Genomic DNA, 15,149 nt, shown 5'->3' with positions numbered 1-15,149 from the left:
CAACGCGCTGGCGTTGCGGGCGCCAGGTGCCGGGATCGGTCCAGAACCAGGTGAACTCGCCGACCACGGTCGCCACCTGACCGTCCTGCAGGCGCAGGTCCGGCGAATGCTGGGGCACCGGTAGCGGGAGACGAAGCTGCTGGAGTGCTTGCTGCGCGAGTACCGCGGGATCCGGTGGCCCGACTGCGGCTCCTGGAGGTGGTGGGCCAGGACGGGTTTCGCCAGCCGGGCACTGCCCTTCGTCTAACGGGCCGAAGCACCACGACGACAGCGGACCGGTACTCAGCATCAGCGCTGGGTCGTCGGAGGCAGGGGAGTCGCACATGATCGTCGGGCACAACGGAACGACCGCCGGACCGGACGGACGATGTGATCCGCCCGAGGCTGAACCTGACGAGGAACCCCCTGACGCACCACCCGAATTCCCGCCGGAACTGCCCGGACTGGTCGCGCCCATCTCGACCGAGGGAGAGGAGTACAAGCCGCCGAAATCGCCAGGAGTGACCTCGACCCCGCCCTCCTGAGCAGAGCCCAGCGGACCGAACCCCATGCACAGCAGTGCGGCACCGCCGACGGCGACCAACGGGACGCGGCGCGCAGCCATCAGCACTCACCGCCTGGATATTCGATCTTCGCCACCCGCCAGCCACCAGCCTCGCGGGCCATGGTCGCCGAGACGGCGTTACGCGACGGGCCGACGTTGCGAGGCTGCCCTGTGGCGGCATCAGCCAAGCCGGCTTGGCTGCCGTCCTGGCAATCGGTGACCACCGCGTGATCTCCCTCGACCCGTGAACCCGTGATCCGCGGGGAGACGGTGCCGTAGAGCCGAACCCCCTGGGTCCGCTGTTGCCGGGCACGAGTGACCACCTGCTCGGACAACTCAGCCGTCGCCACCGCCCGTAGCCGCTGCTCCCACCCCTGATCCGGCTCGGCACTCGACACCCATGACACCGACCAGAATTCGCGGTACACCCCTTCGATCGCGGCATTTTCCGAAGGCTGATCCGGGGGAGCCGCGATCTCGCTGACCGGGGGTGCGGAGGGTGGCGTCGACGAGCACGCACTCGCCACCGCGCCGGCAACACACGCCACGATCACCAGGCCCTGTGAACTCATTCGGGACATCACGGTCACTTCTCCTCATGAATAGCTGACGATGGCGATCCAGCCACCGAGAACAATGCTGGGACCAGCGGCGATACGACTTTCCTCGCCACGCCTGCCCATCAGCCACGCAACAGCGGCCACGACACCGAGCACGACCAGCGACAGAAACAGGCCCCAGAGCACGGTGCGCCACCCCAGCCAGCCCCAAAACGCCGCCAACGCACTCAGCAAAGTCACGTCACCGAAACCGAGCCAACCGGGCGCCGCCGCGTAGATACCAGCTCCCACCGCCAGGACAAGCAGCACCGCGCCGAAACTTCGCAGCAACGGTGTGAGACCGCCGGATCCGGTGACCGTGAGACACACGAAGACCACAAGCCCGCCCGTCACCAGGGCAAGCACCCACGTCCGAGGCAAGCGATGACAGTGCAGATCGATCGCACTGAGGCCGACACCGATCACGCCCAACCACCACCACGCTGGCAACGCAGGGTCTCCACCGAAGATGACACCGACACCAACCGAGACGAATGCGCAGGTGACAACGAGCCCAGCGAACGGAGCGGGCTTGAGCACGGTCGGAACCCAGCGCCGCATCACCCACGCCGAGCCGACAGCCACTCCAACTCCCAGCGATGCCCACAAGCCGGCCATCACGACGACGCCAAAGTGGGCCGTTATCGGTTCGACGGTGGCGCGGAGGATCTCCATGACTCTCTCCGGCTACGCAATCCGACGAACGAACGGCAAGGGACCCAGTTGCCTCGGCCGAGGCAGTGGAATCACCTGGGCCTGACCCACCTCGCCGGGTTCCAAGACGTTCACGGCGAGTTGATCGAAGTCGACGGCATCGCGTGGGGCGCCGGAGGCGGCAAGTGCCTGCAGGACCTCGCGCCGGTCGCGCGCACTCACCCCACCCCAGATACCCCACGAATGACCGTCATCGGCTTCGAATTCCAGTGCCATCGCCAGGCATTGCGGCCGCAGCGGGCATCCCGAACACGCCTGCTGGGCACGCGACCGTTGCCGCTCCACAGCACGCCCGCCACGAGCGTCTTCGTGAAACCAGTCGGCCGAGAACGGATGCTGCGCGCACTTGCCCTCAGCGAACACTTCCCAATACCGGTTGATCGGATTTTTCATGACAGCGCCCCTGGTAAGGAAATGATGTTGAATCAGATGTATTGATCTCCAGCTGGAGGGGTCGAACAAATCGAGCGAATTTTGATCTTTTCGAGCTCGATGAGAATTACGCTACTACGAATCGGTTCTCCGTCAATCGATACGCGGGTATCGCTAGCGAGGATCGCTCTGCGGTGTCATGCTTGCTTCGCAACGCTGACCTGGGGAGCTGTGATGCCGAAAGAGTCAGGGCGAATGCCGTCAACAACACCGCCTAAAACTGTGGGCGAGCGGCTCAACCGCTTGTTCGACGTTCAACGCCCTCAAGGCTCACCCGATCGAGTGTTCACGAATCGGGAGGTCGTGAATGCGTGCAAGGAAGCCGGGCGCGACTTGTCCGAGTCGCACTTGTCGGAGCTGCGCCGCGGCGTGAAAACGAACCCGACACTACGAACGCTTGAGGTCATCGCCTGGTTCTTTGATGTCCGAACCGGCTACTTCACTGACCCGGCGGTAGCTGCCGAGGTCGAAGCCGAGCTCGCCGACCGCGAGCAGGAGCTGCACGCCAAACTGGATGCAGAGCGAGCAGCGCAACAGGAACTTCGAACCGCCTCCGAGGAGCTTCAGCGCGCGATGCGCGAGTCCGGAGTCGCCAAGGTCGGCCACCGCGGCGCCACGAACGTCACGGCCGCACGCGAACGCGCGAGGATGATGCGAGCTCTCGCCGAGGCGTTGCGCTCGGATGACGAGTCGGAGGAAGCCGATGACTAGCGCCGAGAGCATCGGCTCAGTCACCGACCGCCTGAACTGGCTGTTCGACGTCGTAACGGTCCTCGACCCGGAGACCGGACGCCGTCCATACACCGATGCTGATGTAGGAGAGGGCGTCGGGGCCAGCCAAATCAAGATCGCCTTGCACCGGCACGGTGAACCCGCGACACCAGATCTGCTCAGCGCCGTAGCGAGATTCTTCGGGACTGACCCGGCGTTCTTCGGCTCCGACCCGTCGGCTGTGGCCCGTGCCTACGAACAGGTCGTCCAGCGTGCCTTGCGCGACTGCGGCCTCGACGAACACCGCCTGTGTCGAGTGTTCAGCCCGTTGCCGGAACCACGGTGGGACCAGCTCAGGCGAGTCCTCGTTGGACTCCGGGCGCCGTCACCCCTCGGTGAGGAAACGCCGCAGGCCGCGCCGGAGGCCAGGACCCGGCTCCGAATCTGGAGTTCAACGCTCACCGGCCCGATGAGCGCGGCTCAACTAGAAGACCTTTGCCGAGACGTGCTTGCCGCGCTGGATGTCCGCCCGCCCTGGGATCCGGTCGACCTGTGTCAGCGCCTGAGCGCGTACCGAGGCCGACGCATCAAGGTGAAAGGAGTCGATCTCGGCGCGACCACGTCGATTGGTCACCTGGCGCAGCAAAGCCGAATCGACTCGATCTTCTACGAACGGACAGCTCCTGCACCACAGCGCGACCTGGTGATCGCACACGAACTCATTCACCTGCTTCGCCGGCACTTGGACTTTGGTGACGCACTGACCTGCGGCGCTGACCTCGGCACGGACAACGCCTACTCGGACTGGCGCGAATGGGAAGCCGAGGTTGGAGCACGAATTCTGGCCGGCCTGGCGAGGGAACGACCACGACCCAACGGCCTGCGACCAGGCGCTTCACCGGAAGAGCGCGGTATCGCAGGCGCGTTCGGTTTCGTAGTTCAGGAGTGATCATGGATTTCGAGATGGCGTTGCGCCTGTTCAAAGCGGTCGTGATCCTGGCGGTCACGGTCTGGGAGACCGACCAGCTCACACGTCGACGACAGGACTTCGCCCTCCGCATCCTGGTCGTGGGCCTGTGGGCCCTGTCATTCGCGGCCGTCTTCGGCATCCAGACGCCCTTCCTCGAACCTATCGAGGACTTCTTCGGCCCGGCATGGGGTGTCATCATCAACGGCTGTTGGATGGTGATGGCCTACGCTTGGGCAGCGTTTTTCGCTCTCGCGGACCAGCGCAAGCCCATGGCGGCACGGGTACGAACAGCACGAGTCGAATTTGGCGTGCTCGTGCTTGCCCTAGCTGTCATGGCCGTGGTCTTGCTGGTCTGGCCAGAGGCGCAGGGCCGTGGACAACAGACCTGGCAGCGTACCGTGTTCTACCTGTCCATGGATGGCTATTCACTCGCCGTCTGGATTCTGGGCATCTGCCGTGCCGGGGGCTATCTCACCCGTCTGCAGCACCCACTCGCGCGGGCCGCGTTCGGTCTCGTCATCTTGGGCAGTGCCGGCATGACCCTCGGAGTCAACGCCATCTCGCTCGTCCGCTACGGCATCCGACTCGTCACACGTGACCTCGACCTGGTCTTCATGAGCACGCTGTACTCGATCGGGCAGCTCGGTGGGCAGCTTCTCCTCGCGCTGGGCTTGGCCTTCGCCCCTCTGGCCGGCGTGGTGGTCGCGACCAGGGAACGCTACGAAATGGCACTACGCGCCCGCTACACACAGCAGCTCACGCCGCTATGGCGCACGCTCACCACCGAGTTTCCGCACATCGCGCTCGATCACCAAAACAGCGACAGTGGCCGCCCGCGTCCCGATGACGACTTCGAACGAACAACAGCGGAGATCACCGACGGCCTTGCAGAGCTGGCACGTGACTGCCCACCGCCCAATGACGATGCACGGAACCCACGACACGCGGCCGACGCCGTCGCAGCGGGGTTGGAGACACGCATCGCGGTGCGCGAGGCACGCTGGAGCCACGAGACGCCCACTCCCGCCGAACCGCCATACCCGGTTATCGAGCCCGATTTCGATGGAAGCTGGCGCCGACGCGCACGCTGGATGATCCAGCTCAGCAACGAACTCGCTTCGCGCGGGGCAATCAGGAAGGACCTCCATGACACAGTCAGAGACTGACGGAGGAGTCCGCCGCTCAGTCCTCGACACCGCACCGATCGTCGAAGGTTCCAACGCCCGCCAGGCCTTTCGCAATACTGTCGATCTGGCGCGTCTGACCGACACGCTCGGGTACCACCGGTACTGGGTACCCGAACACCACAGCATGCGTGGCGTGGCCAGCGCGGCTCCCGCCGTCCTTGTAGGACGCCTCGCCGAGGCCACTCGAGGCATGCGGGTGGGGAGCGGCGGTGTCCTTCTTCCGAACCACTCGCCTCTGATCATCGCCGAGCAATTCGGCACCCTCGAAGCGCTCTACCCAGGACGAATCGATCTCGGACTCGGCCGTGCGCTGGGTGGACCATCGCGCGCGGCGTCCGCGATTCGGCGCACAGGCGAAGGCCAGAGAGGCTTCGCCGAACAGCTTCGTGAGCTGCTTTCCTACTTCGATGAGTGCGAGCCGAAGCCGGGGACTGTGACCGCGGTCCCTGCTATCGGAAACCGTCCGCAACCGTGGATTCTCGGCACGAGCGTCGCCAGTGCAGAGCTCGCTGCCACAGCAGGGCTTCCTTACGCTGTTGCGCATCACCTCAACCCGGAATGCGGCGAACTGCTCCAGGTTTACCGTGAACGGTTCCAGCCCTCGGAGGGCGTGCCGACTCCGCGATCTCTCGTCAGTGTTTCCGTCATCGCCGCCGATTCGGACGCCCGTGCTGAATGGTTGGCCGGGCCGACTCGGCTCAAGATCCTGAGTCGTTTGAAGGGAAACCGCATACGACTTCCCGCGCCGGAAGACGCGGCGAAGGTGCACTACTCGTCCGAAGAGCGCGCCACCGTCGACCACCACACACGCGGCTTGATGGCTGGATCCCTGCAAACGGTGGGTCAGAAGCTCAACGTGTTGATCAAGCATTTCCACCCCGGCGAGATTATGGTGACGACGCCGATCTACCACCACGGCGACCGGCGCCGCTCATACGAGCTGGTCGCGGAGGTTGGCGGAGATGCGCAGTAGCAGTGCTTCGAGCTCTGGTCCGGTGATGGCTGCTTCATGGAGTTGGTCGAAGTAACTCCCGCGGAAGACGGACATCTAGCCGAACTGGCTGCCGATCCACAACGGGCCGCCGAGGCGTAGGGCATGATACCGGATTGAATCCCAACTAGATCATCACGGGCTTGACCGAGTTACCTGCGATGGGTGGAGTCGGGGCGTTTCCGCTGTGCGTCTTATCCTGGGGTCGTGGACACGGCAGGAGCTGACTCCAGTGGGCTGGCGGTCAACTTGCCGTCGCCGCTGGTAGGGCTGTGCGATGAGCGTTTGGACGAGCGCGGTGTCCGGGTTTATCTCAAGCGGGATGACCTAATCCACCCCGAGGTGCCCGGTAACAAGTGGCGCAAGCTGAAGTACAACCTGGCGACGGCACGAAAGCAGGGGCACACGCGCTTGCTGACATTCGGTGGGGCGTTCTCCAACCATGTTCGCGCGACGGCCGCCGCCGGACACTACTTCGGATTCGAGACGGTCGGCGTGATTCGGGGCGAGGAGCATCTGCCGCTCAACGAGTCCCTGGCCTACGCCGTCGACCGGGGGATGATGCTGACGTACTTGGATCGCACCACCTACCGGCGCAAGACCGAGCCTGATGTGCTGGCGTCGCTCGCCGAGGAGTTCGGTCCTTGCTATGTGGTGCCGGAGGGTGGCAGCAACGGGCCAGGCGTTCGCGGTTGTGCCGAGCTTACGGACGAGATTGAGATCGATTGCGATGTTTTCTGTTGTGCCACTGGTAGCGGAGGAACTGTCGCTGGAATCGCGGCCGGGTTGTCCAGTCGCTGTCGTGTCCTCGGTTTCACGGTTCTGAAGGGCGGCCAGTTCCTCGATGAGGAGGTGCGGCGTCTTCAGCGTGAGGGTTTCAGTGTCGAGACGGACAACTGGGTGCTGGACTATGACTTCCACTTCGGCGGCTACGCGAAGCGCAAGCCTGAGCTGGATTCCTTCATCACGGATTTTGAGTCTCGGCACGGCGTCACCTTGGACTGGGTGTACGAGGCCAAGATGATGTACGGCTTGTTCGAGCGGATCGCCTCCGGCAAGTTCCCGCATGACTCAACGATCGTGGCGGTGCTGAGCTGAGCTCTTAAACCTTGTCGTGGTAGGCGCGCTGGGTGGTCTTAGAGATCGTGGTTTCGCAAAGGGTGAGTTCCCATTCGCCGCTGTTGATGCTGAAGTCGCGCCCGAAGCCGAGCCACATCCCGGTCATGCGGCGGCCGGAGGGGTCGATGACCATTTGCAGGGTGCCGTGGAACGTCGCGCCTTTGTAATAGCCGGTGGGCGAGGTGTTTTCGCGCCATGACCCGGTGGCGACGGATTTCTCCACGGCGAGTTCGAGGCGTAGCCGTGAACCGAGGGTGTGCGGCACGCTTTGGCCCAGCAGCCGTGCACCGTGTTGGCGCAAGACGACGTAGTGCTCGCCGGTGAAGTTCTTGGCGCGCCCGGTGCTGGGGTAGACGTAGCGACTGTGCCAAATACCGGAGAAATCATCGCTTGACTGCGCCAGCGTGGCGGCGTGGGCCTCGGCGTCGTCGGCGAGCGCGGGGCTGGTGGAGGCGAGCGACAGCGCGGCGCTGACCTTGAGCAACAGGGAGCGCCGGTTGACGCTCGTCCCGTTGCCGCTGCTCTGCGCCCATGTGGTCGCCATGTTCGCCAGTTCATGGACGTCGACCTGGTCGAGCCGGGTCACGAAATCCCGCATGGTGTCGTCAGCGCTGCTACCCAGCGCCGCGAGCTGCTCGCTGTGCCGGTGCGCGTCATCGGCGGAGCGGTAGTCGCCCTCGTCGCTGAGAAGGTCCGAAAGCTTGCAGGCGTACAACTCGGCGAGCCTTCCCAAGACTTCCAGGGAGGGTGCGTGCCCGGTGTCGGCGGGCCATTGCTCCCAGTAGGAGAAGTTCTTGAACGTCTTGGGGTCGGCGGGCCAGCGTTCATTCCATGCGTCGGCGGCCTCACGTTGGCTCCAACCGTGCGCCAGGCGAAACGCCGCTCGCATGTTGACGTGGTAGCGCTCGGAAAACACCTGCGCCACCTCAGCCCACGTCTTCGATTGAGCACGTAGGTCGGCTGCCAGTTGGCGCTGTTCCTGCCGCACGCTGCGGATCGCGGTTGGCATCGCATCCCCTTCCTCCGTCGATCGCGGTGACCGTACGTGTTCGTCAGTGTGCCGCATTTTCTCCCGGTTCAACAGGGAAGATATGCGTGGCAAGATCACCGTACATCGGGGTGGAATGCTTGCCTGAACTGCGGTTTTGTGGTGTCACGACACGGCAGGATCAACACGGGGAACGTGGACGATGACATCGCAAGACGAGCGTGTGTTCATCACGTGGTTCACCAGCGCGGCAGACCAGCGCGACCACGCGATCAACGACGACGAGGCAGGGCGCGCAATTCGAGATAGGACTGATCCTCTAGCTCTGTGCGGGCACACGGTGACTCCAGTGTCACTAGCTACACCCCCGGGAGCGCGCTGCGGGCGCTGCCGGGCTCAGGTCCGTGTCCGTGCCACTTCGTACCAGCCTGACCTGACACGGGCTCCGAGGCGCCGTACTGAACGCAAACGATCTTGGCCCCGGCGGTTGTTGTCTCACATTCGCCCTGCTCGGTCTCTCCATAATGTATGCGTGACGGGGCCAAGCAGCGATGCTACGGGCGCAGCCATGTCACCAGCCCTTCCCTCTGACAGGGCCGCCGCTCACCACGCTTCGGGTGGGAGGCCATGACACAACCACGCGGAGAGGAATCGCCGCATATCGCCGCCGTGCGACGAAGCGTGGACGCGGGATTCCAATTCCTTCACCTGTGCGACAGCACCGACCGCACCGTTATGGCGATCCATGCTCAACGACTGCACGACGGCGTCATCGAGACATACACGATCCGAGACATGACCGAAGCCGTCGCGGCACGGTACCGAGCCGAAGATTATCCCAACGGTGCCCCGCTCTGGCAGCAACACGGCACGGTGGAGGAGGTCGTCAGTGCATTGCTCGCCTTGCCTCCACACGGCACTCCTGATGCACCCATGATCACTCGTCGCGCTACCAGCTCACTGTGGCTGCCCGGTGGCGGCTAAATCGCTGGAGCTCGGTCTTGACTCGTTGGCCCGAAAGCCCGACGGCTACGGCTGGTTCAGCGGCGATCTCGCAGACGACATACACACCCAGCCCATACCAACGGTGCGCGAACCGCCCCCTCAGCGGTGGGCGCAGCCAACGCCGGCACTCATGGCGCGCGTGCTCGAAGCCCTGAAGAACAACTTGTAGATCAGCGAGGAGTATTTGCCCTGCCCCGTGACCCGGCTTCCCCCTCGATGCTGACCGAGTGCATGGCGACGTTGGTCGGTCCGAAGGCGGTCCACTGTGCGGCGGCGCTGATGGGTACGGGCATGAATGGGTGCACGCCGAGTTCGCGGAGTTCTGCGCAGCATGGTCGGTTGCCCGGGACATGGGCTACGAGCTGGCGAGGCTGCGCGAACCTATCGCGAGGTGGACGAGGAAGCCGCGCGTCAGCTCACCGAGGATCCGGCCGCAGATGTGGTTGACCCACCGGTTTCGAGCCCAGGGGCATCCTGATTCCCGCTGAACTCGGCCAGACCAATGATCCCGGGGAAGTCGCGGCCGTGTCGGTAGGAGACGTAGGCCGCTCGCATTGCCACCAGGCGGGTGCAGGCGCATTGCAGACGCAGTGATCGATCGCGGACGAAAATCGGTGGAAGAGAAGCACTAGTCGACAGGGCTTCGGAGAGTCCGAGGCCTTCACCGTCTTTTCACCCGCGGCCGGGTTATGGCTTGGTGTTCTCGGTGGTAGCGAATGTGCGCCTGGTCGATGTTGTGTCGTGGAGCCTGTCGAAGTGTTCCGATCGGGTTGTCTTGGGCCGCGTTCCAGACGGTCCAGGCGTCGTCGATGTAGATGGTGCCGGTGTCGAACAGGAGGTGGTCGTTGGGGCAGAGGCAGAGCATGTTGCTGTCGTGGTCGGGCCCGTTGTGGGGTCGTCCGAGTCCGCGGATGTGTGCTCCTTCTGCGTATGGGCCGGCTGCTGTTGTGAGTTGGATGCCGCAGATCTGGCAATGGTGGTTGTGGCGAGCTTTCACTCGCTCGGCGACAGCGCGGTCTCTGACGAGTCGTTCGCTGCGGTGCTCAGCTCGGCGTGCTGGTTCCAGCGGGGCGTCCTCGAGGGCCGGTAGGTCAGCAGTCTCGTCGCTTGTGGCGAGCTTGATGAGTCGGTATCGCCAGATTTGGGGGCCGTCGCGGCTGGTGTCGTGCCAGTAGCCGACGACGCGGAAGAGGCCGTCGTAGCGGTAGCCCGTTTCGGGTGAGTGCTGGGGATCGCCGCCGGCCCCGCGGATGACGCGGACCGGTCGGTGGTCCAGGTAGCTCCTCACGAGCCCGAGGTTGCCCTTGATCAGTTTTTGATCTTCGATGTGGCGACCGGTGTTGGGGTCTTGACCACCGTGTCCGGTGTAGATGATCTCGTCGCCGAAGTCGAGGTCGTCGGGGTAGCCGCCGGACACGACGATGGAGTCAGCGCCGTCTTTCCCGCCGGAAATGCCCGCTTGCCCAGGGCGGTGGACGCCAGCTTGCTGGGCCTCGAACCGGTTCGAGAAGTGGGTGCCTTCGGGGAATCCGGGAATGTGGCCGTAGACGCGTTCGTTCACCATGACCAACAAGCGTAGATACACGGCCTGACGCACTGATCCGGGCTGCGACAACGTCAGCCTGATTGCGTGAGCAACGAGTGATGGCGCTCCGAGTTCCATAGGGGAGGGCGGTCGTTCTGCGGCTAGGACCCAGCTGCTGCCTGGAGCTCGGTTAAGGCAAACTGATCGTTTATGCGTGGGCGCGAGGTGCACAATGAGGTGGGGTCTGCGGTCGTCGGTTCGCTGTTGCAGGCCGGTGAGGTCAACGGTGACGTTCACTTCCACGAATCCGCCCGGCGTCCGGTGTCCGTACCTCGTGAGCTGCCTGAACCTCCCGGTGCCTTCACGGGTCGGGAAACAGAGCTCGCAGCCCTCACCAGTGCGCTCGATGCCGAGTCGCAGCTGGCGTCAACTGTGGTTGTCTCCGCGCTTGGCGGCGCTGGGGGTATCGGGAAGACGTGGCTCGCGCTGCACTGGGCGCACAAGCACGCCGAGCGATTCCCCGATGGGCAGCTGTTCGTCAATCTTCGTGGGTTCGACCCGTTCGACGAGCCGCTGACGCCTCGCGAGGCAGTGCGCGGCTTTCTCGACGCTCTGGGGGTTGCGTCCCAGGACGTGCCACCGGACTTGGACGCCCAGCTGGGCTTGTACCGGAGCTTGGTCGCTGGCCGCCGGATCCTGATAGTGCTCGACAATGCCAGGGACAGTACCCAGGTTGTGCCGTTGCTCCCCGGGACGTCGACCTGCACGGTGTTGGTGACCAGTCGTGATCGGCTCGCCGGCCTGGTGACCCGGCACAATGCTCAGCCCATCAAGGTTGGCACTCTGGGTGAGGCGGATTCGCGCGCACTGCTGGCCCGGCGTGTCGGACAGGCACGCTTGGACGCCGAGGCAGAGGCGGTCGCAGAGCTCATTCGTTATTGCGCGGGTCTCCCGCTTGCGTTGAGTATCGTTGCTGGTCGTGCCGTACTCGATCCGCAGATTCCTCTCGCGGAGCTGGCAGCAGAACTTCGTGATCGGTCGTCGCGTCTGGAAGCCTTCGACGCCGGCGAGCCCACGGCGTGCCTGGAAGCGGTGCTGTCCTGGTCATATCAGGCGCTCGACAAGCACCAGTCTCGTGTGCTCGGTCTCATGGGCCTGGCGCCGGGGGCCGATATTAGCCTCGCCGCCGTGACAAGCCTCAGCGGCGTGCCGATGCAAACCCTAAAGTCCAGCCTGCGGGCACTAGAGAACGTGTCCCTGGTGAGTCGAGAGGCTCAGGGGCGGTATCGCATGCACGATCTCGTTCGTCTCTACACCGGACAACGAGCTCGCCAAGACCTCTCCGACGACGAGGTCAACCAGGCGGGTCGGCGGCTCGTCGAGTTCTCGACACATACCGCGCACGCTGCCGACTTGCTCATCGCGCCACACCACGCGCCGATCGCGTTGTCCGAGTTGCCGCCCGGGTGTCAACCTCTGAGCCTCGCCGACGAAGACGCGGCGTGGGCATGGTTCGACACGGAACGGGCGAACCTCCTCGCTACCCAGCACTTTGCCGTGACGCGGGGCTGGCATGCTGCTGTGTGGCAGCTAGCGTGGGCCATGACGACCTTCCAGCTCCGGCAGGGACATTTTCACGACAACCTGGCAGCATGGAAAGCCGGCGCCCACGCTTCGCACCACCTCGCGGATCCCGAGTTGCGCACCCGTTCCTACAGGCATCTCGGACGGGCCTGCACACGGCTTGAGCGCCACGACGACGCTCTCACTCACCTCCGCGAAGGGCTCGCGGGGGCCGAGCGTGACGGAGACGAGCTCGGGCAGGCCCACACCCACCGGGCGATGGCCGATGCATGGGGACAGCAGGAAAACCACTCCAAGGCACTCGAACACGCGAAGAGTGCCCTGCGGCTGTATGAGCAACGTGGCGTCGAAGTCAGTGGCGCCCATGCTCTCAACGAAGTCGGCTGGTACACAGCCAAGCTCGGCGACCACGAGCATGCACAACACATCTGCGGTGAAGCCCTCGCGTGGTCCTGTCGGACCGGCAACCTCAGCGGCGAAGCCCGCGCCCGCGTCAGCCTCGGCCGCATCGCACGATACAGCGCGAAACACCAACAGGCCGTTGAACACCTTGAACTGGCGCTCGAGCTGTACGAGAAACTGGGCGACACGTCCGGGCAAGCCGAGGCACTCGATCACCTCGCGGCCGTGTACGAAGACCAAGATCCAGACAAGGCCGCCGCCTGCTGGCAGCGCGCGAGCACAATCTACCGAGAACAAGGCCGCTACGCCGACGTTGACCGCATCGCATCGAGGCTAAAAGCGCTCAACACTCACAGATCCGGCTCCGTCAGTCGACAGGAAAACACCGTGGACGTTGACGGTACGGAGCACGGCGGTTAGCAAGCGCGCCACCGCCGGTCGCGGATCACAGACGGTGGCATCTCTCGCGCCTTTCTGAGGCGAGATTCGATGTCGGTGAGTTCTGAGACTGTGGGGGCATGCCGATCGGTGATCAAGCAGGGGATCCCGCGAGCGCGCTGTCGGGCTTTCTGCGTGCTCGTTTGCCTCATCGGGGCTATGTCGAGGACGGTTGGGCGGAGTCACTGAATGTGACGCCTTCACCAGAGTATGGCTCGTTCGAGCGCTGGGATGATGTTGGGCGAGCTCTGGAGCTTCGGATTGGCCTCGACCTCGGCCGGCGTCCCGAACCAGCAGGGCTGCTGACCTACCTCCCGCCACAGCGATACTCGGACTTGCTTCAGTCTGTGGGGTTTGAGCCCGAGCGCGCTCAAAGGTTGCCTTCCGCGGACTCCAGTGAACCAGCGTTGTGGGAGTGGAAGCGTGCAACCAGCCCGAAGCCCGTCGGTCGTCAGGATGAGGATCGAGCACTGGCGACGTGCTTGGACCTGATGGAAGTGGAGCAACTGGCGCACAGGCACCCGGGTTGGGGAATCGATCAGCGGCGGCGGTGGTTTGCGATGGTCACCGACGATGCATCACTTGGCTCTGATCCCCAGGCGCGGCATGCGTTGGACAAGGTGTGGGCGCAGTATGTCGAGCTCGGCCGTGCGGCGTTTCATCACCTTGGGTCCCATGTTTGTGTTGCACCTGTGCTGGGTCAGGGATTTGGCGTTGCCGACTTCGTCGTCGATAACACGCTAGTCGATATCAAGCTCACCAGGGAGCCCTCCCCGCCAGTCGGAAGATGGCTGCGGCAGCTACTCGGCTATCTCTTGCTGGACTGGGACGACGTACACCGATTGGAAGTGCTCGCGGTGTACGCGGGATGGCAAGGACAGATGCTGACCTGTTCAGTGGTTGACCTGTTAGCAGCAGCAACCTCTGCCCCAACCCCCACCTTGACGTCGCTGCGCGACGAGTTCCGGACCGTCATGCGCAGAGACGTCGAAAAATTCGTCAAGCACAAACATCGGTAATGTCCCGCCCTGCAAGAAGAGGCTCGGTCGCTTGCGCGAATCCCCAAGCGTGGCCTCCGCGTACCTGCGCCGGTGCCTAGAGCGGGAGCGAGGCTTTCGCTGGTGGGGCGCTGTGATGGTGACTTGACAGCCCGAAGCTGGGGGTGTGGCGCGGTGGGTATGTGGCTGCGCGCTGAGCTGTTGCGCCGAGCCAGGAAGGATCAGTGGGCTCGCGAGGCGGTGTCCACCGGTGGCGCATGGAGCGTGGTGCAACGGATCAACGCGGACAACACCTGCTGGCTAGCGGCCATCATCGGGAGCCGGGGCTGGCCGGGTCATCGGCTTGTCGGTGCTGATGGGGCGCATGCCGCGTGGTTGCTGGCGCAGCATTCCTCATCCGAATACCGTGCCGCGTGGCTCGACTTGCTGAGGTCAGCGGTTGAGCGCGGTGACGCTCGGGCGAGAGATTTGGCCTTCCTCGAGGACAGGGTCCGGGTCGAGCAGGGCCTCGCGCAGCGGCATGGCACGCAGTGGGGAGGACCGACCGGGTCGACGGTGCGCTTGTTCCCTCTCGCTGACGCGCATGTCAATCCCAGGCGTGCGGCTCTCGGACTGCCGCTGATCAGCGAGTGCGATCTGGCCAACGCCTGGAGCCACACGGATCTGGCGACGCAGACCTAGGAACATGGACCAGTAGAGCTCCGCAGGTCTTCCCGCTGATCTGGTCCAAGGGAAGCAGACGTGCCTCGTCGTCAGGCATATCGGCTCACCTTTCTTCGCTGCGGTGGCCTTATTACTTGGCCCGGCGGTGCTTACTTACAGACACGATCGGAGCTACTGATCGAGGGAGTGACGCCGTCACCGGTTCATGCAGTGGGCGAGTTGGTCGTCGCGAGTTCCGAGCGGATCCGTAGGCTACGGGGTCCATGCAACCAGGCGACC

14 protein-coding genes are annotated in these 15,149 nt (G+C 64.3%); 9 read left to right on the top strand and 5 right to left on the bottom strand.

Translation table 11 applies throughout. The features are described 5' to 3' along the window. Positions 1–603: 603 nt before the first annotated feature. Genes AB0J91_RS08530 through AB0J91_RS08520 form a run of 3 tightly spaced genes read right to left on the bottom strand, consistent with a single transcriptional unit; the run spans position 604 to position 2,250 of the window. The gene (locus AB0J91_RS08530; protein WP_363865481.1) at positions 604–1,134 is read right to left on the bottom strand and encodes a hypothetical protein; all 531 of its coding nucleotides are present in this window, start codon (positions 1,132–1,134) and stop codon (positions 604–606) included. A gap of 6 nt (positions 1,135–1,140) precedes the next feature. Then, the gene (locus AB0J91_RS08525) at positions 1,141–1,818 is read right to left on the bottom strand and encodes a hypothetical protein (protein ID WP_363865479.1); all 678 of its coding nucleotides are present in this window, start codon (positions 1,816–1,818) and stop codon (positions 1,141–1,143) included. Positions 1,819–1,830: 12 nt separating this feature from the next. Then, the gene (locus AB0J91_RS08520) at positions 1,831–2,250 is read right to left on the bottom strand and encodes a WhiB family transcriptional regulator (protein ID WP_363865477.1); all 420 of its coding nucleotides are present in this window, start codon (positions 2,248–2,250) and stop codon (positions 1,831–1,833) included. 261 nt (positions 2,251–2,511) lie between these two features. Between AB0J91_RS08520 and AB0J91_RS08515 the strand changes: the two genes are divergently transcribed. From AB0J91_RS08515 to AB0J91_RS08495, 5 genes are all read left to right on the top strand, one after another. Continuing rightward, positions 2,512–3,000 carry a hypothetical protein gene (locus tag AB0J91_RS08515; RefSeq protein ID WP_363865475.1) on the top strand — a complete coding sequence of 163 codons (489 nt, stop codon included), beginning with the start codon at positions 2,512–2,514 and terminating at the stop codon, positions 2,998–3,000. Next, positions 2,993–3,949 (top strand): hypothetical protein, encoded by a 957-nt coding sequence (locus AB0J91_RS08510; protein WP_363865473.1) that lies wholly within the window; start codon positions 2,993–2,995, stop codon positions 3,947–3,949. The genes AB0J91_RS08515 and AB0J91_RS08510 overlap by 8 nt, the downstream gene beginning before the upstream one ends. A gap of 2 nt (positions 3,950–3,951) precedes the next feature. Beyond that, positions 3,952–5,136 (top strand): MAB_1171c family putative transporter, encoded by a 1,185-nt coding sequence (locus AB0J91_RS08505; protein ID WP_363865471.1) that lies wholly within the window; start codon positions 3,952–3,954, stop codon positions 5,134–5,136. Beyond that, entirely contained in the window at positions 5,117–6,130 is a 1,014-nt protein-coding gene (locus AB0J91_RS08500) for an LLM class flavin-dependent oxidoreductase (RefSeq protein ID WP_363865469.1), read from the top strand. Before AB0J91_RS08505 ends, AB0J91_RS08500 begins: the two co-directional genes overlap by 20 nt. A gap of 225 nt (positions 6,131–6,355) precedes the next feature. Then, a complete protein-coding gene (locus tag AB0J91_RS08495; RefSeq protein ID WP_363865467.1) occupies positions 6,356–7,246 on the top strand; it encodes a pyridoxal-phosphate dependent enzyme in 891 nt (296 codons plus the stop codon). A gap of 4 nt (positions 7,247–7,250) precedes the next feature. On the opposite strand, the gene AB0J91_RS08490 is transcribed toward AB0J91_RS08495, so the two are convergent. Beyond that, on the bottom strand, positions 7,251–8,276 hold the full coding sequence (locus AB0J91_RS08490) for a hypothetical protein (protein ID WP_363865465.1): 1,026 nt from the start codon (positions 8,274–8,276) through the stop codon (positions 7,251–7,253). Between the two features lie 606 nt (positions 8,277–8,882). On the opposite strand from AB0J91_RS08490, the gene AB0J91_RS08485 reads away from it, so the two are divergent. After that, a complete protein-coding gene (locus AB0J91_RS08485; RefSeq protein ID WP_363865463.1) occupies positions 8,883–9,239 on the top strand; it encodes a hypothetical protein in 357 nt (118 codons plus the stop codon). A 682-nt stretch (positions 9,240–9,921) separates the two neighbouring features. Here AB0J91_RS08485 and AB0J91_RS08480 read toward each other — a convergent pair. After that, on the bottom strand, positions 9,922–10,824 hold the full coding sequence (locus AB0J91_RS08480) for a YDG/SRA domain-containing protein (RefSeq protein WP_363865462.1): 903 nt from the start codon (positions 10,822–10,824) through the stop codon (positions 9,922–9,924). Between the two features lie 198 nt (positions 10,825–11,022). On the opposite strand from AB0J91_RS08480, the gene AB0J91_RS08475 reads away from it, so the two are divergent. The 3 genes from AB0J91_RS08475 (at position 11,023) to AB0J91_RS08465 (ending at position 14,888) form a co-directional block, all read left to right on the top strand. Then, on the top strand, positions 11,023–13,191 hold the full coding sequence (locus AB0J91_RS08475) for a tetratricopeptide repeat protein (protein WP_363865460.1): 2,169 nt from the start codon (positions 11,023–11,025) through the stop codon (positions 13,189–13,191). A gap of 98 nt (positions 13,192–13,289) precedes the next feature. Beyond that, on the top strand, positions 13,290–14,228 hold the full coding sequence (locus AB0J91_RS08470; protein ID WP_363865458.1) for a hypothetical protein: 939 nt from the start codon (positions 13,290–13,292) through the stop codon (positions 14,226–14,228). Positions 14,229–14,387: 159 nt separating this feature from the next. Continuing rightward, a complete protein-coding gene (locus tag AB0J91_RS08465) occupies positions 14,388–14,888 on the top strand; it encodes a DUF6624 domain-containing protein (protein ID WP_363865661.1) in 501 nt (166 codons plus the stop codon). The last annotated feature ends 261 nt before the right edge of the window (positions 14,889–15,149 follow it).

This window comes from Saccharopolyspora sp. NPDC049357 (genome assembly GCF_040677225.1).
In the GTDB taxonomy this organism is placed as follows: Bacteria; Actinomycetota; Actinomycetes; order Mycobacteriales; family Pseudonocardiaceae; genus Saccharopolyspora.
Note: the sequence above shows the minus strand (reverse complement) of the source record. Positions and strands in the feature narration are given on the sequence as shown.

Excerpts from the sequence above, each read along its gene's own strand:
- AB0J91_RS08485 (WP_363865463.1), top strand. The coding sequence starts at position 8,883 with ATGACACAACCACGCGGAGAGGAATCGCCGCATATCGCCGCCGTGCGA.
- AB0J91_RS08505 (WP_363865471.1), top strand. The coding sequence starts at position 3,952 with ATGGATTTCGAGATGGCGTTGCGCCTGTTCAAAGCGGTCGTGATCCTG.
- AB0J91_RS08490 (WP_363865465.1), bottom strand. The coding sequence starts at position 8,276 with ATGCCAACCGCGATCCGCAGCGTGCGGCAGGAACAGCGCCAACTGGCA.
- AB0J91_RS08525 (WP_363865479.1), bottom strand. The coding sequence starts at position 1,818 with ATGGAGATCCTCCGCGCCACCGTCGAACCGATAACGGCCCACTTTGGC.
- AB0J91_RS08520 (WP_363865477.1), bottom strand. The coding sequence starts at position 2,250 with ATGAAAAATCCGATCAACCGGTATTGGGAAGTGTTCGCTGAGGGCAAG.
- AB0J91_RS08500 (WP_363865469.1), top strand. The coding sequence starts at position 5,117 with ATGACACAGTCAGAGACTGACGGAGGAGTCCGCCGCTCAGTCCTCGAC.
- AB0J91_RS08465 (WP_363865661.1), top strand. The coding sequence starts at position 14,388 with ATGTGGCTGCGCGCTGAGCTGTTGCGCCGAGCCAGGAAGGATCAGTGG.
- AB0J91_RS08510 (WP_363865473.1), top strand. The coding sequence starts at position 2,993 with ATGACTAGCGCCGAGAGCATCGGCTCAGTCACCGACCGCCTGAACTGG.
- AB0J91_RS08470 (WP_363865458.1), top strand. The coding sequence starts at position 13,290 with ATGCCGATCGGTGATCAAGCAGGGGATCCCGCGAGCGCGCTGTCGGGC.
- AB0J91_RS08480 (WP_363865462.1), bottom strand. The coding sequence starts at position 10,824 with ATGGTGAACGAACGCGTCTACGGCCACATTCCCGGATTCCCCGAAGGC.